Source organism: Pseudomonas sp. JBR1 (genome assembly GCF_028198185.1).
In the GTDB taxonomy this organism is placed as follows: domain Bacteria; phylum Pseudomonadota; class Gammaproteobacteria; order Pseudomonadales; family Pseudomonadaceae; genus Chryseomonas; species Chryseomonas oryzihabitans_E.
In genome coordinates this window covers 2945690-2972251 of record NZ_CP116340.1, presented here as the reverse complement: position 1 = coordinate 2972251, position 26562 = coordinate 2945690, and the positions used below count along the sequence as shown (strand labels likewise).

Below are 26562 nucleotides of genomic sequence, written 5' to 3'. Positions count from 1 at the left end.
GTCGCGCAGCCGTGCTGCTGTCCATCCTCTATCTGATCGCCATCACCGCCGAGGCCATGACTGGCGCCCTGTCCGCCGGTCGCCGCGGCATGGACCTGTTCGGCGTGGCGCTGATCGCCAGCGTCACCGCCTTGGGCGGCGGCTCGGTGCGCGACGTCCTGCTGGGGCACTATCCGCTCGGCTGGGTGAAGCACCCGGAGTACCTGGCGCTCACCGTCGGTGCGGGCCTAGCCACCGTGGCCATTGCCCGGGTCATGCGCTATCTGCGCCGGCTGTTCCTGGTACTCGACGCCCTGGGCCTGGTGGCCTTTACCGTGATCGGCTGTCAGGTGGCCCTGGAGATGGGCCTGAGTCCGGCCATCGTCATCGTCAGCGGTACCCTCACCGGCACCTGCGGCGGCATCCTGCGCGACATCCTCTGCAACGACGTGCCCCTGATCCTCAGGCGCGAGCTCTATGCCAGCGTGGCGGTGCTGTCCGCCGGTTGCTATCTGCTTTGCCGTCAATGGCTGAGTGAGGAGCAGGCGCTGCTCATCACCCTCGGCGCCGGACTGCTGCTGCGCCTCTTGGCGCTGAGATTCAACTGGCAGATGCCGACCTTCAGCTATCCGGACGATCCCCACGGCTAGGGCAGTGACAGATTTCGTGCCGCTTCGCTAAAAACCTTGTCCTAGAGCCTTTTGTACGGCATTTTCAGGCACCCAGTTACCGATAGGGAGATCGGTCATGTCTGGAAAACCTGCTGCGCGCCTGGGCGACGCCGTCGCCTGCCCCAAATGTGGGGCCACCGCCCTGGTTCAGGGCTCCTCCGATGTCTCTTTCGATGGCCTGCCGGCCGCGACCCTCGGCCACGCCTGTGGCTGTGGCGCGGCGCTGAGTGCTGCGGTCATCTCCAACGTACTCATCAACGGCCAACCGGCGGCGGTGCTCGGCAGCCTTACCAGCCATGGCGGCGTGGTAATCGGCGGCTCGGGCAGCGTCATCATCGGCCTGGATACAGGCGGCGCGGCCAAGGGTGCCTGCGCGAGCCGTGCAGGCACTACCGGCCTGGCACCGGGGCAGGGCAAGCCTTCGGCGCTGCGCAACCGGGAGCGACAGGGTATCGAGGGGCCTGCCAAACACCCGGAAGGCGCACCCGTCGCCAGGGACGAAGTCGCCGAACAGGCGGAACGTCCGCTAGACCAGCGCATCACCCTGCGCATCGGCGTCTTCTTCGACGGCACCGGCAACAACCTCTTCAACGCCGCTACCGGTGCCGCCTGCCGGGCGGAAGAGCAGGGCTTTCGCCAGGATCAGGCGCGCAGCATCGTTCGGCATTGTCAGAAATTTATGCTGAATGCAGATGGCAGCTATGCGGGGGCGGAGACGAATATTGCGCGGCTTTTCGGACTGTATAAAAGCGATGCCACGCGCGTACTTGAGGGCGACGAGTCAACAGCCACACTTCGTATCTACATTGAAGGTATTGGCACCCGTGCCGGCCAGGCGGATAGCCTATTTTCAATGGGTACTGGCCTAGGAGCTAGTGGCGTCCTTGCTTGTGTCCAGACGTTCCCGAAAGCCTTTGGAGACAGCTATGACCAATTCAAACGAAACAATCCCAACGTAACTGTCGAAGCTATTGATTTTGATCTTTTTGGTTTTAGCAGAGGAGCAGCCGCAGCGCGGCATTTTGCCAATGAAGTGCTCAAAGCGGATGGCGGTATCGCGGCTATAGGACTGTTGCCGTGTTTTTCCTGGCAGCGCGCCAGGGCAAGACTCAACTTTATCGGTTTGTTCGATACCGTGGCAGCGATCGCCGATCCCCTGCGAGGCGATTTCAGTCCGGCCAATGCAGTAAATCCTGGACTTAATCTTTATTTACCATCCGGTTGCGCGCTAAAGGTAGTGCAGTTGGCCGCGCAGCATGAGTACCGCCGTAATTTCGCCTTGACCAGCGTGGCACCTGAGCATGAGGAGATATTTCTGCCTGGCGCACATGCCGATGTCGGGGGTGGCTATCCGGATGAGATGCAGGAGCGATTGTTGTTGACCCGGCCGAGGGCTTCCCGCGAGCCCGGGGGCACGGATAGCCACCAGTCCTGGAGCTATCGTCAGGCCGAACTGGAGTTGCGGCGCCTGCAAGGGGCGCCTTGGTACGACTCAACCAGCACTCGTCTTGGCATCGATACCTGGCGCCTCGAGTTGCCCCGCGTTCGGGGCGACCTGCCAGAGGTCGAGGTCTTCGCGGCGATACGGTTGGAGCGGCAGGTTCGTGGAGAATTGTCCCTGGTTTACCTACGGATAATGCACCGTCTGGCCAGCGCTCAGGGCGTCCCTTTCACGACCCTCGATGACGAGGACCCAGAGTGGCGCTTGCCGGCCGATATGGTTCCTATAGCCAGCAAGCTTCAGGCGGGCAGTCCGCACGCACCTGATTCACTGAGTCAGGCCGAAAATCGTCTGCTGCTCAGTCGCTATGTGCACAGATCGGCTCACTGGAATGCGCGTGTGGGCAGTGGCCTGGGCAATGTGGATGCAATCTTCGTCGATGCACCCACCGCTGATGGTAGGCGCAGCCTCTATCCCAATCGTCCCCAAGCAAGGTACCCGCGATGAGGCGCTGGCTGCTGTCTATCGCCCTGTTCATGAGTCTGGCGGGTTGCCAGTCCGGCGCCGCGAACAAGCTGCCCTATGACGCCTGGTACCTGGGCTTTCTGGCGCCCAACTATATGGAAGTCTGGCTGGAGCAAGCCAACATTGGCGACAACAGTGGGCGCATCTTTCCCAATGCCATGAGGGGAGTAGTCGCCATGGGCGAGCCAGCCAGCCTATCGGCTACCGCCAGAGGCTGGCCTAAAAGGATCGGCTCCGGTGCCGGCCGTAACCTAACCGGCTTAGATCTACCCTACGTCGTCTCCTTACGCTGGCAATCCATGGTCGAGCCTCAAACCTACCACGCGCTGTTCACCATCCCTGATTGGGCCAGGGAAAAAATGGTCGAGCGTCTACCAGCCGAGTGTCCGGTCAGTGGTCGCACCTCGGATTATCTTAAGGACCTCACCATTGGCCTGGCACCCGGCGGCGTGGTCAAGGTCTGGATCATGGGGCCGTGCCTGGATCCCATCGAAGTCCTGACCCTCCAAGCCGAGATCGAACCCAAGGGGCCCTATGGCGGCAAATCCAACGGCAAGTATCGGCCGCTGTCGCCGGTGGTCAAAAGCTATGTCGACAAGTACGGCGTGCCCTACGGCAGCTGGTGGGCACCGATCCCTTACACCACGGTAGGGCCATGAAAAGTTGGGCGATGATTCGCCGGCTGCTGTCAATCGCCCTGCTCATAAGTCTGGCAGGTTGCCAGTCTGGCGCCGCGAACAAGTTGCCCTATGACGCCTGGTACCTGGGCTTTTTGGCACCCAACTACATGCAGATCTGGCTGGAGCAGGCCAATGTCAGCGACATCGACGGCCGCTTTTTCCCCAATGCCATGGGCGGTGTGGTGGCTATGGGGCAACCTGCGAGTCTATCGGCAACTGCCAAGGGCTGGCCTAGGAGGATCGGTTCGGGTAAAGGCCGCTACATGACTGGATTAGATTTGCCCTATATGGTTGCTGTGCGCTGGCAATCCCTAGTCGAGCCCCAGACCTATCAGGCGATATTTGCGATTCCTCCCTGGGCGCGGGAGAAGATGGTCGAACGTATTTCAGGCCAGTGCCCGAGTGGCTACCAATTCGATTATCGTGAGTCCCTCACCATCGGGCTAGCACCGGGTGGTGTCGTCAAGGTATGGATCATGGGCCCTTGCCTGGATCCCATTGAGGTCTTGACTCTGCAGGCCGAGGTCGAGCCTAAGGGGCCTGATCAGGGCCGCATGAACGGCCAATACGCCCTGCCGCTGACCGAGGTCACCAAGGCTTATATCGACAAGTACGGCGTGCCCTACGGCAGCTGGTGGGCACCCATCCCCTACACCACGGTAGGGCCATGAAAAGTTGGGCAATGAGTCGCTGGCTGCTGTCTATCGTCCTGCTACTGGGCCTGGCAGGTTGTCAGTCTGACGCCGCAAACAAGCTGCCCTATGATGCCTGGTACCTGGGCTTTCTAGCGCCCAACTACATGGAAGTCTGGTTGGAGCAAGCCAATATTGGTGATAACAGCGGACGCCTCTTTCCCAATGCCATGGGGGGAGTAGTGTCTTATGGCAAACCTGAAAATCTGGCGATTCGCGCAAAGGGTTGGCCAGAAAGAATCGGCTCAGGCAAAGGCCGGACTCTGACCGGCCTGGATCTGCCCTATGTCGTATCCCTACGCTGGCAATCCATGGTCGAACCTCAAACCTATCACGCGCTTTTCACCATCCCTGATTGGGCCAGGGAAAAAATGGTCGAGCGTCTACCAGCCGAGTGTCCGGTCAGTGGTCGCACCTCGGATTATCGTAAGGGCCTTACCATCGGCTTGGCGCCCGGCGGGGTGGTCAAGGTCTGGATCATGGGGCCGTGCCTGGATCCCATCGAAGTCCTGACCCTCCAAGCCGAGATCGAGCCCAAGGGGCCCTATGGCGGCAAATCCAACGGCAAGTACCGGCCGCTGTCGCCGGTGGTCAAAAGCTATGTCGACAAGTACGGCGTCCCCTACGGCAGCTGGTGGGCACCGATCCCTTACACCACGGTAGGGCCCTGAACGTCTAGCCTGCCGCTCAGGCCTCGCCGTGCCGCTGCAGCGCCCATTCCACGTGCTCACGCACCAGGGGAGAGGGATGTTCGCGCTGCAGCTTCAGGGCTTCCAGCACGGGGATGCTGGTCGGCGCATTGCCCAGGCCCACGGCCAGGTTGCGCAGCCAGCGCTCGTAGCCGGCGCGACGTAGCGGCGAGCCTTCGGTGCGACTGAGGAATTCGGCTTCGGTCCAGCGAAAGAGCTCGGCCAGGCTGGCGCTGTCCAGGCTGTGGCGTGGCTTGAAGTCGCCTTCGGCGGTGGGCTTGGCGAAGCGATTCCAGGGGCAGACCAGCTGGCAGTCGTCGCAGCCAAACACCCGATTGCCGATCAGTGGCCGCAGCTCCAGCGGGATGGAGCCCTTGAACTCGATCGTCAGGTAGGAGATGCAGCGCCGGGCGTCGAGCTGATAGGGGCCGACGAAGGCCTGGGTCGGGCAGATATCCAGGCAGGCGTGGCAGGTGCCGCAGTGGTCGCGCGAGGTGGGCTCGTCGACCGGCAGGGGCACGTCGACGAAGAGTTCGCCCAGAAAGAACCAGCTGCCGGCCTTGCGATTGAGCACCAGGGTGTTCTTGCCGATCCAGCCCAGTCCGGCCTGTTCGGCGATGGCTTTTTCCAGCACCGGCGCGCTGTCGACGAAGGCGCGATAGCCGAAGGGACCGATCTCCCCCTGGATACGCTCGGCCAGCTGCTGCAGGCGCTTGCGGATCAGCTTGTGGTAATCGCGGCCCAGGGCGTAGCGCGAGATATAGGCCGCAGTGCCGTCGGCCAGGCGTTCGCTCATGCGGGTGTCGCCGGGAAGGTAGTCCATGCGCAGGGACACGACCCTCAGGGTCCCCGGGACCAGCTCGGCCGGCCGCGAACGTTTGCTGCCGTGCGCGGCCATATAGTCCATCTCGCCGTGGAAACCGGCGGCCAGCCAGCGCTCCAGATATTCCTCGTGACGTGCCAAGTCCAGCCCGGCGATGCCGGTCTGCTGAAAGCCCAGTTCCTGACCCCATGCTTTGATGAGGTCGGCCAGGGCGGCGAGATCGAGGGCGACAGCGGACATCGAAGGGAACGCGCAGGCAGGAGGGCCGCCTATTTTGCCAGACTCCGGAGGCTTTCCCAGCATGCACGACGAACTGCCGTTCCAGCTCTACAGCGCCAAGCAGGTGCGGGATCTCGATGCCCAACTGATCGCCGGCGGGCTGCCCGGTCTCGAATTGATGCGCCGCGCGGCTGCCGCGGCCTGGCGCTCGCTGCGCCATGGCTGGCCTCACGCCGGCGCGCTCTGCGTACTGGCGGGCGGCGGCAACAACGCCGGTGACGGCTATCTGGTCGCCAGCCTGGCGCGCAAGGCCGGGTGGCAGGCACGCATCTGGTACCTGGCCGATCCAGCCGGGCTCAAGGGCGATGCCGCCCTGGCCCATGCCGAGGCCCTGGCTGCCGGGGTGGACATCCAGCCCTGGCGCGCGGACGCACCGCTGGACGGCGTGGTGGTCGATGCCCTGCTGGGGACCGGCCTCAAGGGCGCGGCGCGCGAGCCCTATGCCGGCGCCATCGAACGGATTAACGCCAGCGAATTGCCGGTGGTGGCCATCGACCTTCCCTCCGGGCTGGATGCCGACACCGGTGCCGCGGCGGGTGCCCTGGTGCGCGCCGACCTGACCATCACCTTCATCGGTCTCAAGCTCGGACTGTTCACCGGCAAGGGGCCGGATCACGTCGGCAGCCTGGTGTTCGAACCCTTGATCGAAGAACCGCAGAATCCCGCCCACGCTACCGCACAGCGTCTGGCGCCCGGTAATCTGCCGCGGCTGGCGGCGCGACCGCTCAATGCGCACAAGGGGCAATACGGCCATCTGTTGGTGATCGGCGGTGACGAAGGCACCGGGGGTGCGGCCATCATGACCAGCGAGGCGGCGCTACGCTGCGGCGTGGGCATGCTCAACCTGGCAACCCGGCCGTCCAACGTCACCGCGGTACTGGCGCGGCGCCCAGAAGTCATGGTCGCCGGGGTTCATTCCAGTTTCGCCGTGCTGGAGCTGGCCAAGAAGGCCGATGTGCTTGCCGTCGGGCCGGGCCTGGGACAGGGCGCCTGGGGCAAGGCGCTGGCCAGTGCGGCGGCGACGCTGGACGTCGCCCAGGTCTGGGACGCCGATGCCCTCAATCTGCTGGCTGCTGGGGTGGTCGAGTCCCCGCGCGGCCCTTGGGTGATGACACCCCATCCGGGCGAAGCGGCGCGGCTGCTGGATGTCTCGATCAAGGACATCGAAGCCGATCGTCCCGGCAGCGCCCGCGAACTGGCTCGTCGCTACGGCGGCGTGGCACTGCTCAAGGGCTTCGGCACCCTGATCGCCCATCCGGATGGGCGCATGGCGCTGTGCGGCGAAGGCCATCCGGCGATGGCTACCGGTGGCCTGGGGGACATTCTCACCGGTATCATCGCCGCCCTGCTGGGGCAGGGGCTGCCCCCCTTCGAGGCCGCCTGCCTGGGCGCCTGGCTGCACGGTCGTGCCGGTGCCGAGCTGGGTCGCCAGGGCCGCGGTCTCGCTGCCAGCGATCTGCCCCCGGTCGCCCGCCAGTTGCTCGAGGAACTCCAGCCATGCCTGAACTGACCCTGCACGCCGCCGACGAAGACGCCATGTATGCCCTGGGTGCCCGCCTGGCCCAGGCCAGCGGCGGTCGTGGTGTGCTCTATCTGCACGGCGACCTGGGTGCCGGCAAGACCACGCTGTCACGCGGCATCCTGCGTGGCCTCGGCCATGCCGGAGCGGTCAAGAGCCCCACTTTCACCCTGGTCGAGCCCTATGAGCTGACCAGCGGCGCGGTCTATCACTTCGATCTGTATCGCCTGGCCGATCCGGAAGAGCTGGAGTTCATGGGGATTCGCGACTACTTCACACCCGAGGCCTTGTGCCTGGTGGAATGGCCCGAGCGCGGCCAGGGCGTTTTGCCAAAGCCGGACCTGGACATTACCATTACGCCACGCGCCGACGGTCGTGATCTGCGCCTGGTTAGCCAGGGGGCTCACGGTGAGGCCTGGTGCGCCGCCCTCGTGCCCTAGGCTTGTCTGAAAAGGCCTGCGCTCGGTCAGGCGGTGTTGAAAATCAGTTCGGAATGCTCATTTACTCTTCGTAGACTCCGCTTCCTCACTGATTTTTTTCTTGGCTGACCTTCGCTCGGCGACTTTTCAAACACGCCTTAGGCGCCGATCCTCGTTCTCCAGCTATACGGTCGCAGGCATGCGCAAGCGTTTTTTCAGGTCGGGACTCGGCCTGTTGTTGTTGATCCTCAGTAGTCAGCTGCTGGCCGCCACCCAGATCAAAGGCATGCGCGTCTGGCGCGCGCCTGACAATACCCGTCTGGTGTTCGACCTGACCGGTCCGGTCAAGGCCAGTGTCTTCACCCTCAGTGCCCCGGACCGCATCGTCATCGACTTGTCCGGCGCGCAGCTCGACGGTGGCTTGAACGAAAAGCCCCTGCGCAACACCCCGGTCACCGGGCTGCGGGCGGCCCAGCGCTCCCCGGGCGAGGTACGCCTGGTGCTGGACACCAAGGGCGCGCTGACGCCCAAGAGCTTTACCCTGGCGCCCAACAAGGAATACGGCAATCGCCTGGTGGTCGACCTCTACGACCAGGGTACCGATCCGGCCACCAGCGACATTCCCGCGACCGTCACGCCCAATCTGCCAGCCACCCCGGTCACCCCGGCCCAGCCGGCGACGCGCCTGCCGGCCAGTCCCAGTGGCAAGCGCGACGTGGTGGTGGTCATTGATCCCGGCCACGGCGGCGAAGACCCGGGCGCCATAGGTCGCGGCCGGCTCTACGAGAAGAACGTGGTGCTGGCCATTGCCAAGCAGCTGCAGGCCAATCTCAACCGGCAGAAAGGTTTCCGTGCCGAGCTGACCCGCACCAGCGACTACTTCATTCCGCTGCGGCAGCGGCAGGTCATCGCCCGCAAGAAGGGCGCCGACCTGTTTATTTCCATCCATGCCGACTCGGCGCCCAGCGCCAGCGCCGAAGGTGTCACCGTCTTCGCCCTGTCCCAGCGTGGAGCCACTTCCGAGGCCGCGCGCTGGCTGGCCGATGCGGAAAACCGCTCCGACCAGGTCGGTGGCGTGTCCGATGCCCTGGACAACAAGGATCCGATGCTTGCCGGGGTGCTCATGGACCTGTCCATGACCGCCACCGTGGCCTCCAGCCTGGAGGTCGGCCAGACCATCCTTGGTCAGGTCGGGCGCGCCACCAAGCTCTTGCATTCGCGGGTGGAGCAGGCCGGCTTCATGGTGCTGAAGTCGCCGGATATCCCCTCGATCCTGGTGGAGACCGGCTTCATCACCAATGCCAGCGAGTCGGCCAAGCTGGCCAGTCCCGCGCACCAGGGGCTGCTTGCCCGGCAGATCCAAGCCGGTATCGTGCAGTACTTCCAGCACCGGCCGCCGCCAGGTACCTACCTGGCCTGGCAGCGCGAGCAGCGGGGCGGCAAGGTCGGCATCGTGCGCGGCATCGACCAGCATCGCGTACAGCCCGGCGAGAGCCTGAGCCTGATCGCACGCCGCTATGACGTCGATCTGAGTACCCTGCGCGCCGCCAATCGGCTCAAGGGCGACCGCATCCGCTCCGGCCAGGTCCTGACCATCCCCACCCACGAACTGGCGGCCAGCAATGACTGAACCCCGGCGCATCCAGCTGCTCAGCCCGCGGCTGTCCAACCAGATCGCTGCCGGCGAGGTGGTCGAACGGCCTGCCTCGGTGGCCAAGGAGTTGCTGGAGAACAGCCTGGACGCGGGTGCTCGGCGCATCGATATCGAAGTGGAGCAGGGCGGGGTCAAGCTGCTGCGTATCCGCGACGACGGCCATGGCATCCCGGCGGACGACCTGCCGCTGGCCCTGGCGCGCCACGCCACCAGCAAGATCTACCACCTAAACGAACTGGAAAGTGTCACCAGCCTGGGCTTTCGCGGCGAAGCCCTGGCCTCGGTCAGCTCGGTCTCGCGCCTCACCCTGACCTCGCGCTACCGGGGCGAGGACCAGGCCTGGCAGGTGGAGACCGAAGGCCGCGAGATGCAGCCGCGGGTACAGCCCGCCGCCCATCCCCAAGGCACCTCGGTGGAGGTGCGCGACCTCTTCTTCAACACTCCAGCGCGACGCAAATTCCTGCGCGCCGAGAAGACCGAATTCGATCACCTGCAGGAAGTGGTGCGGCGCCTGGCGCTGGCCCGCTTCGACGTGGGTTTTCACCTGAGGCACAACGGCAAGAGCGTGCTGGCGCTGCATCCGGCCGGCGATCCGCAGAGCCAGGGCCGCCGGGTCGGCGCGGTCTGCAGCCCAGCCTTTCTCGAACAGGCCCTGCCGCTGGAGCACGAGCGCAACGGCCTGCGCCTCTGGGGCTGGGTCGGTCTGCCGACCTTCTCCCGCAGTCAGGCGGATCTGCAGTACTTCTACGTCAATGGCCGCATGGTGCGCGACAAGCTGGTCGCCCATGCGGTGCGCCAGGCCTATCGCGATGTTCTCTACAACGGTCGTCACCCGGCCTTCGTGCTGTTCCTCGAAGTGGATCCGGCGACGGTGGACGTCAATGTCCATCCCACCAAGCACGAGGTGCGCTTCCGCGACAGTCGCCAGGTGCACGACTTCCTCTACGGCACCCTGCACCGCGCCCTGGGCGACATCCGCCCGGACGACCAGCTCGCCGTGGTGGCGCCCACGGCGCCGGCGCCCCTGAGTGGTCCGGCCGCCGGTGAATTCGGTCCCCAGGGCGAGATGCGCCTGGCCGCCGCCGTCTTGCACGACAGTCCTGCGCCACCTGCCCAGCCTTTCGCCAATGGTGGCGGATCGGGTGGCGCCGCGCATTACGCGCCTACCCCGCAGCCCTATGCGGGCGCGCCGGTGGCCGAGGTGCAGAGCGCCTACAAGGCCTTTTTCGCGCCGCTGCCAGAGGGTGCTGAGGCTGCGTCCCTGCCGGCAGAGCAGGGCGACGTCCCCCCGCTGGGCTATGCCCTGGCCCAGCTCAAGGGCATCTACATCCTGGCCGAGAACGCCCAGGGCTTGATCCTGGTGGACATGCACGCCGCCCACGAACGCATCACCTACGAGCGCCTGAAGGTGGCCATGGCCAGCGAAGGCCTGCGCGGCCAGCCGCTGCTGGTGCCGGAATCCCTGGCGGTCAGCGAGCGCGAGGCCGACTGCGCCGAAGAACACGGCCAGTGGTTCGAGCGGCTCGGCTTCGAACTGCAGCGCCTGGGCCCCGAAACCCTGGCCATCCGCCAGATCCCCGCGTTGCTCAAGCAGGCCCAGGCCGCGCGGCTGGTGCAGGACGTGCTCGCCGATCTGCTCGACTATGGCACCAGCGATCGTATCCAGGCGCACCTCAACGAATTGCTCGGCACCATGGCCTGCCACGGCTCGGTGCGCGCCAACCGCCGGCTGACCCTACCGGAGATGAATGCCTTGCTGCGTGACATGGAAACCACCGAGCGCAGCGGCCAGTGCAACCACGGCCGTCCCACCTGGGCCCAGCTCAGCCTGGACGATCTGGACAAACTCTTCCTGCGCGGCCGTTGACCGCTCCGCTGCGTGCTGCGCGGCGCCCTTCGAGACTCCCTCATGACCGCCCCCCTGCCGCCCGCCATCTTTCTCATGGGGCCGACCGCCTCCGGCAAGACCGACCTCGCCATCGAGCTGGCACGGCTGCTGCCCGTCGAGCTGATCAGTGTCGATTCGGCGCTCATCTATCGCGGCATGGACATAGGCACCGCCAAGCCCAGCGCCGAGCTGCTGGCCGCCCACCCGCACCGGCTGGTGGACATCCGCGATCCGGCCGAGAGCTATTCCGCCGCCGAATTTCGCACCGATGCCCTGGCCGCCATGGCCGAAATCACCGCCGGCGGCCGCATCCCCCTGCTGGTAGGTGGCACCATGCTCTACTTCAAGGCCCTGCTCGAAGGCCTGGCCGACATGCCCAGCGCCGATGCAGCGGTGCGCGCCGAGATCGAAGCCCAGGCGGCTGCGGCAGGCTGGGGTGAGATCCATCGGCAATTGGCCGAGGTCGATCCGGTGTCGGCGGCACGCATTCATCCCAATGACCCCCAGCGTCTCTTGCGCGCGCTGGAGGTGTTCCGGGTCAGCGGCCGCTCAATGACCGAGCATCGCGCGCTGCAATTGCGCGCCAATGCCGATTCGAACGGGGCGCCCCAGACGCAATTACCCTATACTGTTGCCCAATTGATCCTGGCGCCTGCGCGGCGTGAGGTGCTCCATGCGCGTATCGCCGAGCGCTTCCGCCTGATGCTGGAACAGGGCCTCATCGACGAAGTCTCAGCCTTGCGGGAACGTCCCGATCTGCATCTTGGTCTGCCCTCCATGCGATCCGTGGGCTATCGTCAGGTGTGGGAGTTCCTCGAAGGGGAATGCTCGCGGGAGGAGATGGTGGCGCGTGGCGTAGCGGCGACGCGGCAGTTGGCGAAGCGGCAGTTGACCTGGTTACGTGGCTGGCCCGCCGCGAACACCTTCGACAGCCTGGCTTGTGACAATCTGCCACGGATCTTGAAATGCCTGGCCGGCGCCACCATATCGCCCCGCAGCTGAATCGTTTTTGTCCGCGTGTCCATGGTGGGCAGCGGAAACTGGCATGTCGCCAGATCGGTATTTTCATTTCTTTAGGAGAGCGACACGATGTCAAAAGGGCATTCGCTACAAGACCCTTACCTGAACACCCTGCGTAAAGAGCGCGTTCCGGTTTCCATCTATCTCGTCAACGGTATCAAGCTGCAGGGTCAGATCGAGTCCTTCGACCAGTTCGTGATTCTGCTCAAGAACACCGTGAGCCAGATGGTCTACAAACATGCGATTTCCACCGTGGTGCCGAGCCGCCCGGTCCGTCTGCCCAGCTCCGAGACGAGCGAGTCGGATAGCGAATAAATAACAAGAGGAGCGCCCTGTTGTTCTTCGAGCGTCACGAAGGTGGTGAGCGGGCCATTCTGGTCCATTTGGAAGGCCTGCATCCCGAGGCGCGCGAAGATCCTCAGGAGTTTCTCGAACTCGCGCGATCGGCGGGTGCGGAGACCGTGTCTTTCGTCACGGTGAATCGCAGCCAGCCGACCGCGCGTTTTCTTATCGGCACCGGCAAGGTCGAGGAACTGCACGATCAGGTGCACGCCCATGCCGCCGATCTGGTCATCTTCAACCATGACCTCACGCCCAGTCAGGAACGTAATCTCGAAAAAGCCTTCGAGTGCCGCGTCCTGGACCGCACCGGCCTCATTCTCGATATCTTCGCCCAGCGCGCCCGGACCCACGAGGGCAAGCTGCAGGTGGAGCTCGCCCAACTCGAGCACATGAGCACGCGGCTGGTACGCGGCTGGACCCACCTCGAACGCCAGAAGGGCGGTATCGGTCTGCGCGGTCCGGGTGAAACCCAGCTGGAGACCGACCGCCGTCTCCTGCGGATCCGCATCCGCCAGATCCGCCAGCGCCTGGACAAGGTGCGCAGCCAACGCGAGCAGGCCCGTCGCGGGCGCCGCCGTGCCGAGATCCCCTCGGTGTCCCTGGTCGGCTACACCAACGCCGGCAAGTCCACCCTGTTCAACAGCCTGACCGAATCCGGTGTCTACGCCGCCAACCTGCTGTTCGCCACCCTGGATCCTACCCTGCGCCGTCTGGAGCTGCCGGATCTGGGGCCGATCGTGCTGGCCGATACCGTGGGGTTCATCCGCCATCTGCCACACAAGCTGGTAGAAGCCTTTCGTGCGACGCTGGAGGAGTCCAGCAACTCCGATCTCCTGCTGCACGTGATCGATGCCCACGAGGACGATCGCCAGCTGCAGATCGAGCAGGTCGAGGCGGTGCTGCACGAGATCGGGGCCGATGAGCTGCCGATGCTGGAAATCTACAACAAGCTCGATCTGCTCGACGGGGTCGAGCCGCATATCCAGCGCGACGACGAAACCGGACGCCCAATCCGGGTCTGGGTGTCGGCGCGCGAAGGTCGGGGTCTGGAGCTGGTCGGTCAGGCCGTCGCCGAATTGCTTGGCGAGGATCTCTTCGTCGGCGTGCTGCGCCTGCCCCAACGGCATGCCCGGCTGCGTGCCCAGCTGTTCGAGCTGGGTGTGGTCAGGCAGGACGATCACGATGACGAAGGCAACATCCTGTTGTCTGTACGAGTACCCCGCGCCGAACTCAATCGATTGCTCAGCCGGGCCGGTGAAGAGCCGGAAGTCTTTATCCAGCAACATGTTTTGCAATAAACCCCCGCTCGGCGCTTTTGTTCGGGCAGGGGCCATCCGGTAGCATTGGTCGGCGCGCCATTTCGGCGCGCTTTCGCGTTATCAGTAGGGAGAGCGCTATGGCTTGGAACGAGCCCGGTGGCAACTCGAACAATCAAGACCCCTGGGGCGGCCGCAACAACAACGGTGGCGGCAATGGTGGACGCAAGGGGCCGCCGGATCTCGACGAAGCCTTGCGTAAATTTCAGGACCGCATCAATCGCCTGGTCGGCGGCAAGAAGCGTTCCGGTGGCAGCGGCGGCGACAGCCTCGGTTCGGGGGGCGGCAAAGGCTTGCTGCTCCTAGGCGTACTGCTGATCGGCGCGCTCTGGCTGTACAACGCCGTCTACGTCGTGGACGAGCAGGAGCAGGCAGTGGTGCTGCGCCTGGGCAAATACCATGAGACGGTAGGGCCCGGCCTGAACATCTACTTCCCGCCCTTCGAGACCAAGTACCAGGAAAACGTGACACGGGAGCGGGCTTACAGCAAGCAGGGCGCCATGCTGACCCAGGACGAGAACATCGTCGAGGTGCCGCTGACCGTCCAGTACCGCATCACCAACCTCAAGGACTTCGTCCTCAACGTCGACCAGCCCGAGGTCAGCCTGCAGCAGGCGACCGACAGCGCCGTGCGCCACGTGGCCGGCTCCTCGACCATGGATCAGTTGCTGACCGATGGCCGCGAGCAGGTCGCCACCAATGTGCGCGAGCGGCTGCAGCGCTTCCTCGATACCTACGGGACCGGCATCACCGTGACCCAGGTGAACATCCAGAGCGCCGCAGCGCCGCGTGAAGTTCAGGAAGCCTTCGACGACGTGATCCGTGCCCGCGAGGATGAGCAGCGCGAGAAGAACCAGGCCGAAGCCTATGCCAACGGCGTGATCCCCGAGGCCCGCGGTGCTGCCCAGCGCATCATCGAGGAAGCCAACGGCTATCGCGACGAAGTCGTGGCCCGTGCCCAGGGTGATGCCTCGCGCTTCAGCCAGCTGGCGGTCCAGTACGCGGCCAATCCGCAGCTGACCCGTGAGCGTCTGTACATCGAGACGATGCAGGAAGTGCTTGGCCAGTCGAGCAAGATCATGGTCACCGGTCAGGCCGGTCAGAACCTGCTCTATCTGCCGCTCGACAAGCTGATGCAGAACCGTGCTCCGGCACCGACCTCGGCCATCAGCGGTGGCGCTGCCCCGGCGGCGTCGAGCGACACGGCCGCCTCGGTCATTCGCAATCTGCCGCAGTCCACCGAAGCGCGTACGAGGGAGAGCCGCTGATGAGCAATAAATCGCTGGCCGCGCTGATCGTCGTGGTCGTTCTGGGCCTTGCGGCCTGGAGCAGTCTGTTCGTGGTGAAGGAGACCGAGCGTGCGGTGATGCTGCGCTTCGGTCGCGTGGTCGAGCCCAACCTGGAGCCCGGCCTGCACTTCAAGATTCCTTACGTCAACCGGGTGCGCAAGTTCGATGCGCGTCTGCAGACGCTGGATACCCCGACGCAGCGCTTCCTGACGCTGGAAAAGAAGGCGGTGATGGTGGATGCCTACGCCAAGTGGCGCATCTTCAATGCCGATCGTTACTACACCGCGACCTCGGGTCTCAAGCAGATCGCCGACGAGCGCCTGCTGCGCCGCCTGGAAGCAGGTCTGCGCGACCAGTTCGGTCGTCGCACCCTGCATGAGGTGGTGTCTGGTGAACGTGATGCCATGGTCGGTTCGCTGACCGCGGCGCTGAACAAGATGGCCAATCAGGAGCTGGGTATCGAGGTGCTCGACGTACGCGTCAAGGCCATCGACCTGCCCAAGGAAGTCAGTCGCAGCGTCTATGAGCGGATGAGTACCGAGCGCGAGCGGGAAGCCCGTGAGCACCGCGCCAAGGGTCGTGAACTGGCCGAAGGCATCCGTGCCGACGCCGATCGTCAGCGCCGCGTGCTGCTGGCCGAAGCCTACCGTCAGGCCGAGCAGGCTCGCGGTGAGGGTGACGCCCAGGCGGCCCAGGTGTATTCCCAGGCCTACTCGAAGAATCCTTCGTTCTTCTCCTTCTATCGCAGCCTGCAGGCCTATCGCTCCAGCTTCTCCAGCAAGAGCGATGTCCTGGTGCTCGATCCGAAGAGCGATTTCTTCAAGTATTTCCAGAGCCCTGGACAGTGAGGTTGGGGATGAGCGGCGACTAGGCTTCGCTCGTCGTTCATCCCCGATCGCCGATTTTTTCGTGTTATCATGAATCAGCCGGGGCCATCCCCGGCTTTTTTGCGTCCGTACGAAACCCGTGGAAGGGCGACGCCCTGGCTGATCCGGGTAGCAATCCACGGCAGAGCGGCTCGATCCGGTGGCAGGATTCTCCAGGAATCCACCGCGCCGACCTCGGCAGCCGCGTGCCGATCCATGACATGGAGAAGAGGCCTAATGGCTACGGTAGACCGCTGGCTGCTGCCTGACGGTATCGAGGAAATCCTGCCGCCCGACGCGGCGCGCATCGAGGGTGCTCGTCGCCGGGTACTGGAACTGTTCCATTGCTGGGGCTATGAGTTCGTCATCACCCCGCACCTGGAATTCCTGGAATCGCTGCTCACCGGTGCGGCCAAGGAGCTGGAGCTGCGCACCTTCAAGGTGACCGATCCCAATTCCGGTCGCCTCATGGGCTTTCGCTCCGACATCACGCCCCAGGTGACGCGCATGGAAGCCCATAGCCTCAAACAGAGCGGCCCTAGCCGGCTGTGCTATGCCGGCAGCGTGCTGCATACCCGTCCGCGGGCACTGTCCACCTCGCGCAGTCCGATCCAGGTTGGCGCCGAGCTCTATGGCGTGCCCGGCAGCGAGGGCGATCTCGAGGTCATCAGCCTGATGCTCGACGTGCTCGAGCAGGCCCAGGTGCCTGACGTCCACATGGATCTAGGGCATGTGGGGATCTATCGCGGCCTGTGCCAGGCAGCCGGTGTTTCCGGCGCCAGCGAGCAGCAGTTGTTCGATGCCCTGCAGCGCAAGGCGGTGGACGAGATCGCCGAGCTGACCGCCGAGTTGCCCGCCGCCGAGCGCGGCTGGCTGCGTGCCCTGGCTGAGCTCAGCGGCGATGCCGCGGTGCTCGGCCAGGCGCGCCAGCGGCTGACGGGTGCGCCCGCAGGCGTCCTGCAGTCGCTGGACGAACTGATCGCTCTGGCCGAATCGCTAAAGGGTCGTTTCCCGGGCGTGCCGCTGTATTTCGATCTGGGCGAGCTGCGTGGCTATCACTATCACACCGGCGTGGTCTTTGCCGCCTTCGTGCCTGGCACCGGGCAATCCATCGCCCAGGGCGGGCGCTATGACAACATCGGCGCCGACTTCGGTCGTTCGCGGCCCGCTACCGGCTTCTCCACCGACCTGAAGACCCTCGTCGAGTTGGGCACCGCCGTGCTGGACGAGCCGCGCCGCGGCATCTGGGCGCCAGCAGGCCATGCGCCGGTGCTCTGGCAGGCCGTGCGTGAATTGCGTGCCGCGGGCGAGCGGGTGGTTCAGGCTACCGGCCATGACGACGAGGACCAGCTGCACAGTTCGGGCTGCGATCGCCGTCTGGTCGAGCAGCAGGGCGTCTGGGTCGTGGTGCCCTTGAATTCCTAAACACCGGATCTGGCATCCGGGTGAACGTGAGCATCGTCGGCCTGGCCGACAGAAATCTTCCTGACAGGGGATAAGGTTATGGGTAAGAACGTCGTCGTCCTGGGCACCCAGTGGGGTGATGAGGGCAAGGGCAAGATCGTGGACCTGCTGACCGACCAGGCCGCTGCCGTGGTGCGTTATCAGGGCGGCCACAACGCCGGCCACACGCTGGTCATCGATGGTCAGAAGACCATCCTGCGGCTGATTCCCTCGGGCATCCTGCGCGCCGACACCCAGTGCCTGATCGGCAATGGCGTGGTGCTCTCGCCGGAAGCCCTGTTCAAGGAAGTCGGTGAGCTGGAAGCCCGTGGCGTACCGGTGCGCGAGCGCCTGCGCATCAGCTCGGCCTGCTCGCTGATCCTGCCCTATCACGTGGCCCTGGATCAGGCCCGCGAGAAGGCCCGCGGCGAAGCCAAGATCGGCACCACCGGTCGCGGCATCGGTCCGGCCTACGAAGACAAGATCGCCCGTCGCGGTCTGCGCGTCGGCGACCTGTTCCACCCGGAGCGTTTCGCCGTCAAGCTCAAGGAAGTGCTGGACTACCACAATTTCGTCCTGCAGAACTACTTCAACGAGCCGCCGGTGGATTTCCAGAAGACCTACGACGAGGCCATGGAGCACGCCAAGGTCATGCAGCCGCTGGTCATGGACGTCGTCAGCCGCCTGCACGAGCTGCGCAAGGCCGGTGAGAACCTGATGTTCGAAGGCGCCCAGGGCACCCTGCTGGACATCGACCACGGCACCTATCCCTTCGTCACCAGTTCCAACACCACCGCTGGTGGCGTGGCGACCGGTTCCGGCGTGGGTCCGCTGTACCTGGACTACATCCTCGGCATCACCAAGGCCTACACCACCCGCGTCGGCTCCGGTCCCTTCCCGACCGAGCTGTTCGACGAGACCGGTGCCTACCTGGCCAAGCAGGGGCATGAATTCGGTTCCGTTACCGGCCGTCCGCGCCGTTGCGGCTGGTTCGACGCCGTCATCCTGCGTCGCTCCATCGAGATCAACAGCATTTCCGGCCTGTGCCTGACCAAGCTGGACGTGCTCGATGGCCTGGAAACCGTGCGCATCTGCACCGGCTACAAGGACGCTTCCGGCAACCTGCTGACCGAGGCGCCCACCGACGCCGACAGCTACATCGGTCTGCAGCCGGTCTATGAAGACATGCCGGGCTGGAGCGAATCCACCGTAGGCGCCCAGAGCCTCGAGGCGCTGCCGGCCAATGCCCAGGCCTACATCCGCCGCATCGCCGAGCTGGTCGAGGCGCCGATCGACATTGTCTCGACCGGTCCGGATCGCAAGGAAACCATCGTGCTGCGCCATCCTTTCGCCTGATGCGCTAAAAGGATGCAGCCTGAAAAGCCCCGCCCCGCGGGGCTTTTCTGTTTTCGGGGTGCGAGAGACGCTGGTAGGTCGGGGACGGCCGCTGGTCCGAAATGGCCAGCATATTGCTATGGCTATTTATCGCTGCGGCTCCAGCTCTTCTCGAGTTGGCCGACAGCCTGTAAATGTCCCTCGCCGCTGGAGACCCCCATGTCGTTTCTCTTGTCGCTGCTGCGCAGTCGTCTGTTGCTGCCGGTATTCATAAGTCTGTTGCTCGCCGTCGTTCTCCAGGTGGGCCTGGCGCTATGGCTGACCCAGGATGCGGTGAAGGGCCTGCAGTCCGGTCTGGCTGCGCGCCTGTCCGGTGAATCCGAGCAGCTCGCCGATACCCTGCGCCAGGCCGGAGGCGAGGTGGATGGCAGTCTTGCCGAGCTGGCCGGGCAGACCCGCACGCGGCTGGCCGAGGGGCTTGCGCAACGCCTGGCGCGCGAGCGGCAGCAGGTGGGTGAAACCCTGACCGCTACCCTCAAGAGCAATGCGCAGAATCTGGCCGAGTTGCTGGCGGGTGTGGCGCCCAAGGCGATGTGGGATGCCGATGTGCCGGCGCTGTCCGACCTGGCGCGCCGGGCGCAGGGCAATCCCGAGGTGCTGTTCGTGGTCTTCCAGGATGCCCAGGGCCAGAATCTGACTCGTTATCTCAATCGTCAAGATGAGCGCGTGGCGCGCCTGCTCGCCATGGGGCAGGGCGAGGGCGCCCTGGCCAAGGTGCTGGATGCCGCGACCCGGGATCCGTCGGTCTATCGCGTGGATGCCTCCATCAGTCCCAACGGCGTGGAAATCGGCAAGGTGGTGGTGGGCTTTTCCACCCAGGTCATCGAGCGTACTGGCGCGGCCCTGGACCAGAGTTTCAAGACCCTGGTCGACGACGCCGGCGGTCTGGTCTCCAGTAGCGTGACGGCAGCCGCCAATGGCAGTGCCGCGACTCTGGCGACGCGTCTGGAAGGTACCCGTCAGGCCGCCCTGGCCATGAGTCGCAATGCCGGTGAGACGGTCGCCGCCCTGGCGGGCGCGCTGCGCTGGCAGATCGCCCTGGGGCTGATCGTGGTTGGCGTGCTGATGGTCGTGGCCGTGGCGCTGGTGCTGGGTCGGCGGGTGCTGCGCCGGATCGGCGTGCTGCAGCGGGCGCTGGACGATCTGGCGGCCGGGGAGGGGGATCTGACCCGCCGCCTGCAGCTGGGGCAGGGCGATGAGATCCAGGCGTTGGGTGGAGCGGTCGATCGCTTCCTGGCCAAATTGCAGCCGCTGGTGGGCGAGGCCCATGGCGTCGCCGCACGTACCGGCGAGGAAATTCGTGGCCTGGCCGGCAGCAGCGCCACCGCCGAAGCGGCAGCGCTGCGTCAGCGCGAAGAGGTGGCCCGCAGCCTGGAGGCCTTGTCCGGCATCGCCGCGGAGGCCGAGGGCGAAAGCCTGGCCATGCAGGGCGCGTTGCAGCAGGTGGAAGCCATCCGCAGCTCTGCGCAGAGCAATGCCCGGATCGCCACCGAGGTGGCCGAAGGTATCGAGGGGCTGGTGACCCAGGTCGAATCGGGTGCCCAGGTGATCGAGCGGCTGGCCGCGCAAAGCGAGCAGATCGAGGTGGTGCTGGACGTGATCCGCGGGATCGCCGAGCAGACCAATCTGCTGGCGCTCAATGCGGCCATTGAGGCGGCCAGAGCCGGCGAGAGCGGCCGTGGCTTCGCGGTGGTTGCCGACGAGGTGCGGGCGCTGGCCAGCAAGACCCAGGAATCCACCGGCAGCATCCGGACGCACATCGCCGGACTGCAGGAAGGGGCGCGCGAGGCCGTCGCCGCCATAGGCGAGGCGCGGCAGCAGGCCAGCAGCGGGTTGGCCGTGCTGCGCGACAGCAAGCGCATCCAGCAGGATGTCCATCGCGCAGTGGATCAGGTACATGCCAGCATGAGCACGGCTGCCCAGGCCGCCCAGCGCCAGGCGGCGGGTGCCGCAGCGGTGCGGCAGCGAGTCGAGATCATCCATGGTGAGGCGCTGCGTGCAGCCGAGTCGGTGGCGGCTACTGCGGACAGCAGTCGTACCCTGGCGGAACTGGCTGCGCAGCTGCGCGGCAGTCTGGGGCAATTCAAGGCGTAGGGGAGGCCCGCGCCTTTTCGCGGGCAAGAAAAAACCGGCCGAAGCCGGTTTTTCTGTTGCGTCCGATCAGGGATCGTCCGCTTGGTATTGGTGCCCAGGAGAAGACTCGAACTTCCACGGTGTTGCCACCGCTAGGACCTGAACCTAGTGCGTCTACCAATTCCGCCACCTGGGCCTGCAGTGCGACTTCTGATCGCTTCCTGTCACCCTTGCGGGTTTCAGGATTAAAAAACCGGCTAGCGCCGGCTTTTCGTCGACCGATCTGCAAATCGATCGACTATAATGAGTGGTGCCCAGGAGAAGACTCGAACTTCCACGGTGTTGCCACCGCTAGGACCTGAACCTAGTGCGTCTACCAATTCCGCCACCTGGGCACTCAAGGCGATGATTGCTCATCTCCGGCGTCGTGATTGCTCACGGCGTCGTGGGGCGGCACTTTACTCAGGGGGCGTTTGCTTGTAAACCCCTGCTGTGAAAAATATTTTATTGAGCATGCCAGGCTAACTATTGCGCTGTTTTCACGTTTCAATAGGCTCCATGGCAGCTCCTACCGAACCTAGACTTAGAAGGTAACCCCAGACTGATGGCCGATTGGCAATCCCTCGATCCCGAGGCCGCCCGGGAAGCGGAAAAGTACGATAACCCCATTCCGAGTCGCGAACTCATTCTGGCTCATCTCGCCGATCGCGGCGCTCCGGCCACACGGCCTCAACTGGCCGAGGAATTCGGCCTCGTCACCGAGGACCAGCTCGAAGCCCTGCGGCGCCGCATGCGTGCCATGGAGCGCGATGGCCAGGTGATCTATACCCGCCGTGGCGCCTATGCGCCCATCGACAAGCTGGACCTGGTGCGCGGACGCATCGCCGGCCATCGCGATGGCTTCGGCTTCCTGATCCCCGACGACGGCAGCGACGACCTCTTCCTCAGCCCGTCGCAGATGCGCCTGGTGTTCGATGGCGACATCGCCCTGGCGCGGGTCGCCGGCCATGATCGTCGCGGTCGCCGCGAAGGTGGCCTGGTCGAGGTGGTCACCCGGGCGCACGAATCCCTAGTCGGTCGCTTCTTCCAGGAGAGCGGCCTGGCCTACGTGGTGCCGGACAATCCCAAGATCGGTCAGCAGGTACTGGTGCCCGAAGGCAAGCACGGCGGCGCCGCTCATGGTCAGTTCGTGCAGGTGCGTATCGACGAATGGCCCACCACCTTCCGTCAGGCCCAGGGCGAGGTGATCGAGATCCTCGGCGACTACATGGCGCCCGGCATGGAGATCGAGGTGGCGCTGCGCAGCTACGACATCCCCAACGAATGGCCCAAGGCCGTCGAAAAGGAAGCCGCCAAGCTCAAGCCCGAGGTCGAGGAGAAGGACAAGCAGAAGCGCATCGACCTACGTCAGCTGCCCTTCGTGACCATCGATGGCGAAGACGCTCGCGACTTCGATGATGCCGTCTACGCCGAGGCCAAGAAGTCGGGTGGCTGGCGGCTATACGTCGCCATCGCCGACGTCTCCCACTACGTCAAGGTCGGTTCGGCGCTGGACGCCGAGGCGGAGAAGCGCGGCAACTCGGTGTATTTCCCCGAGCGGGTTATCCCCATGCTGCCGGAAGCCCTGTCCAACGGCCTTTGCTCGCTCAATCCCCAGGTGGATCGCCTGGCCATGGTCTGCGAGATGACCATCGCCGCCTCCGGGCGCATGACCGGCTACCAGTTCTACGAAGCGGTCATCCACTCCCACGCGCGCCTGACCTACAACAAGGTTTCGGCGGTGCTGGAGCAGCCCAAGTCGACCGAAGGCAAGCAGTTGCGCAAGCAGCTCGGCGAGGTGGTGCCGCACCTGGAGCAGCTCTACAGCCTGTACAAGGTGCTGCTGGCTGCCCGTCACGTACGCGGTGCCATCGATTTCGACACTCAGGACACCCGCATCGTCTTTGGCGCCGACCGCAAGATTTCCGAGATCCGCCCGACCCAGCGCAACGATGCCCACAAGCTGATCGAGGAATGCATGCTGTGCGCCAACGTGGCCACTGCGAAATTCCTCGAGAAGCACAAGGTGCCGGCCCTGTACCGGGTGCATGACGCGCCGCCCCTGGAAAAGCAGACCAATCTGCGCCAGTTCCTCGGCGAGATGGGGCTGTCCCTGACCAAGGGCAAGGCCAACCCGGTGCCGTCGGACTACCAGGCGCTGCTCCAGCAGATCCGCGAGCGGCCGGACTTCCGGCTGATCCAGACGGTGATGCTCAGATCGCTGAGCCAGGCGGTCTACAGCCCGGACAACAACGGTCACTTCGGTCTCAACTACGAGGCCTATACCCATTTCACCTCGCCGATCCGGCGCTATCCGGATCTGCTGGTGCATCGGGCGATCCGCAGCGTGATCCGCTCCAAGCTGGAGACCAAGCACGTCAAGCGCGCAGGCGCGACGAGCATGGCCAAGGCGCGCATCTATCCCTACGACGAATTGCGCCTGGATCAGCTCGGTGAGCAGTGCTCCATGACCGAGCGCCGCGCCGACGAAGCCACGCGGGACGTCTCCAACTGGCTCAAGTGCGAGTTCATGAAGGATCGCGTTGGCGAAACCTATGCCGGCGTCATCACCGCGGTGACTGGTTTCGGCCTGTTCGTCGAGCTGTCCGAGGTCTTCGTCGAGGGCCTGGTGCACGTCACCGCGCTGCCCGACGACTACTACCACTTCGACAGCGTTCACCATCGCCTCTCCGGCGAGCGCAGTGGCCGCAGCTATCGCCTGGGTGATCCCCTCGAGGTGGTGGTGGCTCGCGTCGACCTGGACGAGCGCAAGATCGACTTCGTGCTGCCGGCCAGTGCCGGGGCGCCGCGTGTGCGGGAAGAGCGCGAGCCGCGTCGCAAGCGTGACAGTCGCGGTCGCCGCCGCGAGGCACCAGCGGAAGCGCAGGCCGTCGCCCCGACGCCAGAAGCACCGGCTACCTCGGTATCGCCGGAACTGCTGGAGCAGGCCGACAAGCTGCTGGGCAATACCGATGTCAAGCGCAGTCGCGCGGTGAAGCAAGCGCTGCTGGCGGAAGCCAAGGTCGAGGGCGGCAAGCCCAAGGCCAAGGGCAAGTCCAGCGGTCAGAGCAAGGCCGGTACCCAGGGCAAGACCACGGCCCAGGGCAAGGCCGGTACCCAGGGCAAGGCTGATAAGGGTAAGGCTGGCAAGGGCACGGCCAGTGCCACGGCCAAGGCGCGTACGGCTCCGGCAGGGCGCCAGGCACAGGATGCCGCCGCCGAAGGCGCTGCCGCGGTGGAGGCCAAGGTCAAGAAGTCCAAGGCCGCTGCCGCCAAGAAGAAATCCGCGGCCAAGCCCAAGGCCGAAGGCCAGGCTCAGGCCGCGGCCAAGAGCAGGACCAAGGCCAAGAAGCCTCATCGCAAGGGTCAGTCGCGCCCCAAGGATGACGCATGAGCCAGCTGGAAACCGTCTACGGTATCCACGCCGTGGAAGCGCTGCTGCGCTTCCATCCGCGGCGGGTGAAGCAACTCTGGATCGCCGAAGGGCGGCGCGAACCGCGAGTCGAAGCCCTGCTGGAGCTAGCCGCCGGTCAGCGCCTGGCGGTGGAAACCAAGCCGCGGGCGCTGCTCGATGAGCTGGCCGAGGGCGTGCACCAGGGCGTGGTGGCCCAGGTCAGTCCCAGCCAGGTCTGGGGCGAGGCCATGCTCGAGGAATTGCTCGACCGGGCCGAAGGTCCGCCGCTGCTGCTGGTACTCGATGGCGTCACCGATCCGCACAACCTCGGTGCCTGCCTGCGCAGTGCCGATGCCGCCGGGGCCCTGGCGGTGATCGTGCCCAAGGACAAGTCCGCCACCCTGACCGCGGTGGTGCGCAAGGTGGCCTGTGGTGCTGCCGAGGTATTGCCGCTGGTGGCCGTCACCAACCTGGCACGTACCCTGGAAAAGCTGCAGAAGCGCGGCCTGTGGATCGTTGGGACCGCCGGTGAGGCGACCCAGGAGATCTATGAGGTGGACATGAGCGGACCAACGGTCGTGGTCATGGGTGCCGAGGGCAAGGGCATGCGTCGGCTGACCCGCGAACATTGCGATCATCTGGCTCGTTTGCCGATGGCAGGCAGTGTCAGCAGCCTCAATGTCTCGGTCGCGACCGGTGTCTGCCTGTTCGAGGCCGTGCGTCAGCGGCGTACCAAAGCCTCCTGACGATGAACATGAGGAAACGTCTGGGCACCTGCGCGGCGCGTGTCGGACTATACGAAACGCGCTGCAGTGCGCAGAATATCGGGCTCGCCTCGGGAAACCCCGGGGCGAGGCCTGTCAACAAGAGGATGCCCGCGTGAGTCAGGAGATCCAAGAGCCGGTAGGCTTGCGAGTGCTGCTTGTCGAAGACGATGCCACGTTGCGCATGCTGACCACGGAAGTCATCGAGGAGCTGGACCATCAGGTCACGGCCGTCGCCTCGGCGGAAGCTGCCCTGGAGTTGCTGCCGCAACGTGAACACGATGTGCTGTTCACCGACATCGGGCTGGGCGGCATGTCCGGGATCGAATTGACCCGGCGCGCCCTGGCGATGGATCCGACGCTGCGCATCGTCGTCGCCTCGGGTTATGCCTTCGAGCGCGAACCAGGCATGGAAGCGCGGGTCGGGGTGCTGATCAAGCCCTATGATCTGAACAAGATCCGCCAAGCCCTGGCCGACGTGCAACGCTGAGTGCCAGTGGCTGCCCGGCGGTCGCGCCGGTCATGCCTGCGGTTGCGCCTCTCGGCGCCCTTCTCTAGAATGTTGCCCCTTGCCCGGAGTGCGTCCGCATTCCGCTGGGCAAGTCATCCGAACTATTCACTCCTTGTCTGACCGCGTTTCCGCGGCAGGCTGCAACCCGTAAGGAGCATTAAATGCGTCATTACGAAGTCGTGTTCCTGGTTCATCCGGACCAGAGCGAACAGGTGGGCGGCATGGTCGAGCGCTACACCAAGGCTATCGAAGAAGACGGTGGCAAAGTCCATCGTCTGGAAGACTGGGGCCGTCGTCAGCTGGCTTACGCCATCGACAACGTTCACAAGGCTCACTATGTACTCATGAACATCGAGTGCAGCGCCAAGGCCCTGGCCGAGCTGGAAGACAACTTCCGCTACAACGACGCCGTGATCCGTAACATGATCCTGCGCCGTGACGAGGCCGTCACCGGTCAATCCGAGATGCTCAAGGCCGAAGAAAACCGCAACGAGCGTCGCGAGCGTCGCGAGCGTCCTGCCGAGTCCGAGTCCGAGTCCGCCGAAGGCAACTCCGACGACGCCGACAGCGCCGAGTAATCTGGATCTAGCGAGGAATCATTGTCATGGCACGTTTCTTCCGTCGTCGTAAGTTCTGCCGTTTCACCGCCGAAGGCGTGAAAGAGATCGACTACAAGGATCTCAACACCCTGAAAGCCTACGTCTCCGAAACCGGCAAGATCGTCCCGAGCCGTATCACTGGCACCAAGGCCAAGTACCAGCGTCAGCTGGGCGCCGCCATCAAGCGTGCCCGTTACCTGGCCCTGCTGCCCTACACCGACAGCCACGGTCGTTGATCGACGCCTGATCACG

Annotated in this window: 23 protein-coding genes, 2 tRNA genes and 1 pseudogene; 23 read left to right on the top strand and 3 right to left on the bottom strand. The window is 64.8% G+C overall.

Translation table 11 applies throughout. From position 1 onward, the window contains the following. Nucleotides 1–14 precede the first annotated feature (14 nt). The 5 genes from PJ259_RS13720 to PJ259_RS13700 all read left to right on the top strand — a co-directional run bounded on the left by PJ259_RS13720 (nucleotide 15) and on the right by PJ259_RS13700 (nucleotide 4659). The gene (locus PJ259_RS13720; protein ID WP_059316956.1) at nucleotides 15–629 is read left to right on the top strand and encodes a trimeric intracellular cation channel family protein; all 615 of its coding nucleotides are present in this window, start codon (nucleotides 15–17) and stop codon (nucleotides 627–629) included. 97 nt (nucleotides 630–726) lie between these two features. After that, entirely contained in the window at nucleotides 727–2598 is a 1872-nt protein-coding gene (locus PJ259_RS13715) for a PAAR domain-containing protein (protein WP_271653220.1), read from the top strand. Continuing rightward, nucleotides 2595–3275: a DUF2931 family protein gene (locus tag PJ259_RS13710; RefSeq protein WP_271653219.1), complete on the top strand. Its 681-nt coding sequence runs from the start codon at nucleotides 2595–2597 to the stop codon at nucleotides 3273–3275. The genes PJ259_RS13715 and PJ259_RS13710 overlap by 4 nt, the downstream gene beginning before the upstream one ends. After that, nucleotides 3272–3967, top strand: a complete 696-nt coding sequence (locus PJ259_RS13705) for a DUF2931 family protein (RefSeq protein ID WP_271653218.1) — start codon at nucleotides 3272–3274, stop codon at nucleotides 3965–3967. The genes PJ259_RS13710 and PJ259_RS13705 overlap by 4 nt, the downstream gene beginning before the upstream one ends. An 11-nt stretch (nucleotides 3968–3978) precedes the next feature. Beyond that, nucleotides 3979–4659 carry a DUF2931 family protein gene (locus PJ259_RS13700; RefSeq protein WP_271653217.1) on the top strand — a complete coding sequence of 227 codons (681 nt, stop codon included), beginning with the start codon at nucleotides 3979–3981 and terminating at the stop codon, nucleotides 4657–4659. 16 nt (nucleotides 4660–4675) lie between these two features. Here PJ259_RS13700 and queG read toward each other — a convergent pair whose 3' ends face one another. Continuing rightward, nucleotides 4676–5740: a tRNA epoxyqueuosine(34) reductase QueG gene (gene queG / locus PJ259_RS13695; RefSeq protein WP_271653216.1), complete on the bottom strand. Its 1065-nt coding sequence runs from the start codon at nucleotides 5738–5740 to the stop codon at nucleotides 4676–4678. Nucleotides 5741–5801: 61 nt separating this feature from the next. On the opposite strand from queG, the gene PJ259_RS13690 reads away from it, so the two are divergent. The 13 genes and pseudogenes from PJ259_RS13690 (at nucleotide 5802) to PJ259_RS22960 (ending at nucleotide 21024) form a co-directional block, all read left to right on the top strand. Then, entirely contained in the window at nucleotides 5802–7289 is a 1488-nt protein-coding gene (locus PJ259_RS13690) for an NAD(P)H-hydrate dehydratase (RefSeq protein ID WP_271653215.1), read from the top strand. Beyond that, nucleotides 7277–7738 (top strand): tRNA (adenosine(37)-N6)-threonylcarbamoyltransferase complex ATPase subunit type 1 TsaE, encoded by a 462-nt coding sequence (gene tsaE / locus PJ259_RS13685; protein WP_271653214.1) that lies wholly within the window; start codon nucleotides 7277–7279, stop codon nucleotides 7736–7738. The genes PJ259_RS13690 and tsaE overlap by 13 nt, the downstream gene beginning before the upstream one ends. Nucleotides 7739–7916: 178 nt before the next feature. Then, complete coding sequence (locus tag PJ259_RS13680; RefSeq protein ID WP_271653213.1) at nucleotides 7917–9347, top strand: N-acetylmuramoyl-L-alanine amidase; 1431 nt, start codon at nucleotides 7917–7919, stop codon at nucleotides 9345–9347. Beyond that, complete coding sequence (gene mutL / locus PJ259_RS13675; protein ID WP_271653212.1) at nucleotides 9340–11238, top strand: DNA mismatch repair endonuclease MutL; 1899 nt, start codon at nucleotides 9340–9342, stop codon at nucleotides 11236–11238. Before PJ259_RS13680 ends, mutL begins: the two co-directional genes overlap by 8 nt. Nucleotides 11239–11280: 42 nt before the next feature. Continuing rightward, nucleotides 11281–12261 (top strand): tRNA (adenosine(37)-N6)-dimethylallyltransferase MiaA, encoded by a 981-nt coding sequence (gene miaA, locus PJ259_RS13670; protein WP_271653211.1) that lies wholly within the window; start codon nucleotides 11281–11283, stop codon nucleotides 12259–12261. An 87-nt stretch (nucleotides 12262–12348) separates the two neighbouring features. Continuing rightward, on the top strand, nucleotides 12349–12594 hold the full coding sequence (gene hfq / locus PJ259_RS13665) for an RNA chaperone Hfq (RefSeq protein WP_007161156.1): 246 nt from the start codon (nucleotides 12349–12351) through the stop codon (nucleotides 12592–12594). Between the two features lie 20 nt (nucleotides 12595–12614). After that, a complete protein-coding gene (hflX, locus tag PJ259_RS13660; RefSeq protein WP_271653210.1) occupies nucleotides 12615–13919 on the top strand; it encodes a ribosome rescue GTPase HflX in 1305 nt (434 codons plus the stop codon). Nucleotides 13920–14017: 98 nt separating this feature from the next. Beyond that, nucleotides 14018–15205, top strand: a complete 1188-nt coding sequence (hflK, locus tag PJ259_RS13655) for an FtsH protease activity modulator HflK (protein ID WP_271653209.1) — start codon at nucleotides 14018–14020, stop codon at nucleotides 15203–15205. Further along, a complete protein-coding gene (gene hflC / locus PJ259_RS13650) occupies nucleotides 15205–16074 on the top strand; it encodes a protease modulator HflC (protein WP_017642910.1) in 870 nt (289 codons plus the stop codon). The genes hflK and hflC overlap by 1 nt, the downstream gene beginning before the upstream one ends. A gap of 255 nt (nucleotides 16075–16329) precedes the next feature. Continuing rightward, complete coding sequence (locus tag PJ259_RS13645; RefSeq protein WP_271653208.1) at nucleotides 16330–17517, top strand: ATP phosphoribosyltransferase regulatory subunit; 1188 nt, start codon at nucleotides 16330–16332, stop codon at nucleotides 17515–17517. A gap of 78 nt (nucleotides 17518–17595) precedes the next feature. After that, nucleotides 17596–18891: an adenylosuccinate synthase gene (locus tag PJ259_RS13640; protein WP_271653207.1), complete on the top strand. Its 1296-nt coding sequence runs from the start codon at nucleotides 17596–17598 to the stop codon at nucleotides 18889–18891. Nucleotides 18892–18903: 12 nt separating this feature from the next. After that, nucleotides 18904–20166: pseudogene (locus PJ259_RS22965) on the top strand (HAMP domain-containing protein); the annotation flags it as partial. 186 nt (nucleotides 20167–20352) lie between these two features. Continuing rightward, entirely contained in the window at nucleotides 20353–21024 is a 672-nt protein-coding gene (locus PJ259_RS22960; protein ID WP_420480527.1) for a methyl-accepting chemotaxis protein, read from the top strand. Nucleotides 21025–21112: 88 nt separating this feature from the next. Here the strand turns inward: PJ259_RS22960 and PJ259_RS13630 are convergent. Together PJ259_RS13630 and PJ259_RS13625 are read right to left on the bottom strand one after the other, a co-directional pair. Continuing rightward, nucleotides 21113–21199 (bottom strand) — tRNA-Leu (locus tag PJ259_RS13630). 112 nt (nucleotides 21200–21311) lie between these two features. Then, nucleotides 21312–21398: transfer RNA gene (locus PJ259_RS13625), tRNA-Leu, on the bottom strand. Nucleotides 21399–21607: 209 nt separating this feature from the next. On the opposite strand from PJ259_RS13625, the gene rnr reads away from it, so the two are divergent. The 5 genes from rnr to rpsR all read left to right on the top strand — a co-directional run bounded on the left by rnr (nucleotide 21608) and on the right by rpsR (nucleotide 26546). Beyond that, complete coding sequence (gene rnr, locus PJ259_RS13620) at nucleotides 21608–24436, top strand: ribonuclease R (RefSeq protein ID WP_271653205.1); 2829 nt, start codon at nucleotides 21608–21610, stop codon at nucleotides 24434–24436. After that, nucleotides 24433–25182 carry a 23S rRNA (guanosine(2251)-2'-O)-methyltransferase RlmB gene (gene rlmB, locus PJ259_RS13615; protein WP_059316385.1) on the top strand — a complete coding sequence of 250 codons (750 nt, stop codon included), beginning with the start codon at nucleotides 24433–24435 and terminating at the stop codon, nucleotides 25180–25182. The genes rnr and rlmB overlap by 4 nt, the downstream gene beginning before the upstream one ends. A gap of 133 nt (nucleotides 25183–25315) precedes the next feature. Next, the gene (locus tag PJ259_RS13610) at nucleotides 25316–25690 is read left to right on the top strand and encodes a response regulator (protein WP_007161147.1); all 375 of its coding nucleotides are present in this window, start codon (nucleotides 25316–25318) and stop codon (nucleotides 25688–25690) included. 182 nt (nucleotides 25691–25872) lie between these two features. Next, complete coding sequence (gene rpsF, locus PJ259_RS13605; RefSeq protein ID WP_007161146.1) at nucleotides 25873–26289, top strand: 30S ribosomal protein S6; 417 nt, start codon at nucleotides 25873–25875, stop codon at nucleotides 26287–26289. A gap of 26 nt (nucleotides 26290–26315) precedes the next feature. After that, the gene (gene rpsR / locus PJ259_RS13600) at nucleotides 26316–26546 is read left to right on the top strand and encodes a 30S ribosomal protein S18 (RefSeq protein WP_059316384.1); all 231 of its coding nucleotides are present in this window, start codon (nucleotides 26316–26318) and stop codon (nucleotides 26544–26546) included. The last annotated feature ends 16 nt before the right edge of the window (nucleotides 26547–26562 follow it).

What these genes read in the sequence shown, in the direction of transcription:
- PJ259_RS22960 (WP_420480527.1), top strand. Translation starts at nt 20,353, where the DNA reads ATGCAGGGCGCGTTGCAGCAGGTGGAAGCCATCCGCAGCTCTGCGCAG.
- mutL (WP_271653212.1), top strand. Translation starts at nt 9,340, where the DNA reads ATGACTGAACCCCGGCGCATCCAGCTGCTCAGCCCGCGGCTGTCCAAC.
- PJ259_RS13640 (WP_271653207.1), top strand. Translation starts at nt 17,596, where the DNA reads ATGGGTAAGAACGTCGTCGTCCTGGGCACCCAGTGGGGTGATGAGGGC.
- hflC (WP_017642910.1), top strand. Translation starts at nt 15,205, where the DNA reads ATGAGCAATAAATCGCTGGCCGCGCTGATCGTCGTGGTCGTTCTGGGC.
- rlmB (WP_059316385.1), top strand. Translation starts at nt 24,433, where the DNA reads ATGAGCCAGCTGGAAACCGTCTACGGTATCCACGCCGTGGAAGCGCTG.
- hfq (WP_007161156.1), top strand. Translation starts at nt 12,349, where the DNA reads ATGTCAAAAGGGCATTCGCTACAAGACCCTTACCTGAACACCCTGCGT.
- PJ259_RS13645 (WP_271653208.1), top strand. Translation starts at nt 16,330, where the DNA reads ATGGCTACGGTAGACCGCTGGCTGCTGCCTGACGGTATCGAGGAAATC.
- PJ259_RS13710 (WP_271653219.1), top strand. Translation starts at nt 2,595, where the DNA reads ATGAGGCGCTGGCTGCTGTCTATCGCCCTGTTCATGAGTCTGGCGGGT.
- rpsR (WP_059316384.1), top strand. Translation starts at nt 26,316, where the DNA reads ATGGCACGTTTCTTCCGTCGTCGTAAGTTCTGCCGTTTCACCGCCGAA.
- rpsF (WP_007161146.1), top strand. Translation starts at nt 25,873, where the DNA reads ATGCGTCATTACGAAGTCGTGTTCCTGGTTCATCCGGACCAGAGCGAA.
- hflK (WP_271653209.1), top strand. Translation starts at nt 14,018, where the DNA reads ATGGCTTGGAACGAGCCCGGTGGCAACTCGAACAATCAAGACCCCTGG.
- queG (WP_271653216.1), bottom strand. Translation starts at nt 5,740, where the DNA reads ATGTCCGCTGTCGCCCTCGATCTCGCCGCCCTGGCCGACCTCATCAAA.
- PJ259_RS13715 (WP_271653220.1), top strand. Translation starts at nt 727, where the DNA reads ATGTCTGGAAAACCTGCTGCGCGCCTGGGCGACGCCGTCGCCTGCCCC.
- PJ259_RS13700 (WP_271653217.1), top strand. Translation starts at nt 3,979, where the DNA reads ATGAGTCGCTGGCTGCTGTCTATCGTCCTGCTACTGGGCCTGGCAGGT.
- PJ259_RS13705 (WP_271653218.1), top strand. Translation starts at nt 3,272, where the DNA reads ATGAAAAGTTGGGCGATGATTCGCCGGCTGCTGTCAATCGCCCTGCTC.
- PJ259_RS13690 (WP_271653215.1), top strand. Translation starts at nt 5,802, where the DNA reads ATGCACGACGAACTGCCGTTCCAGCTCTACAGCGCCAAGCAGGTGCGG.
- miaA (WP_271653211.1), top strand. Translation starts at nt 11,281, where the DNA reads ATGACCGCCCCCCTGCCGCCCGCCATCTTTCTCATGGGGCCGACCGCC.
- PJ259_RS13680 (WP_271653213.1), top strand. Translation starts at nt 7,917, where the DNA reads ATGCGCAAGCGTTTTTTCAGGTCGGGACTCGGCCTGTTGTTGTTGATC.
- rnr (WP_271653205.1), top strand. Translation starts at nt 21,608, where the DNA reads ATGGCCGATTGGCAATCCCTCGATCCCGAGGCCGCCCGGGAAGCGGAA.
- tsaE (WP_271653214.1), top strand. Translation starts at nt 7,277, where the DNA reads ATGCCTGAACTGACCCTGCACGCCGCCGACGAAGACGCCATGTATGCC.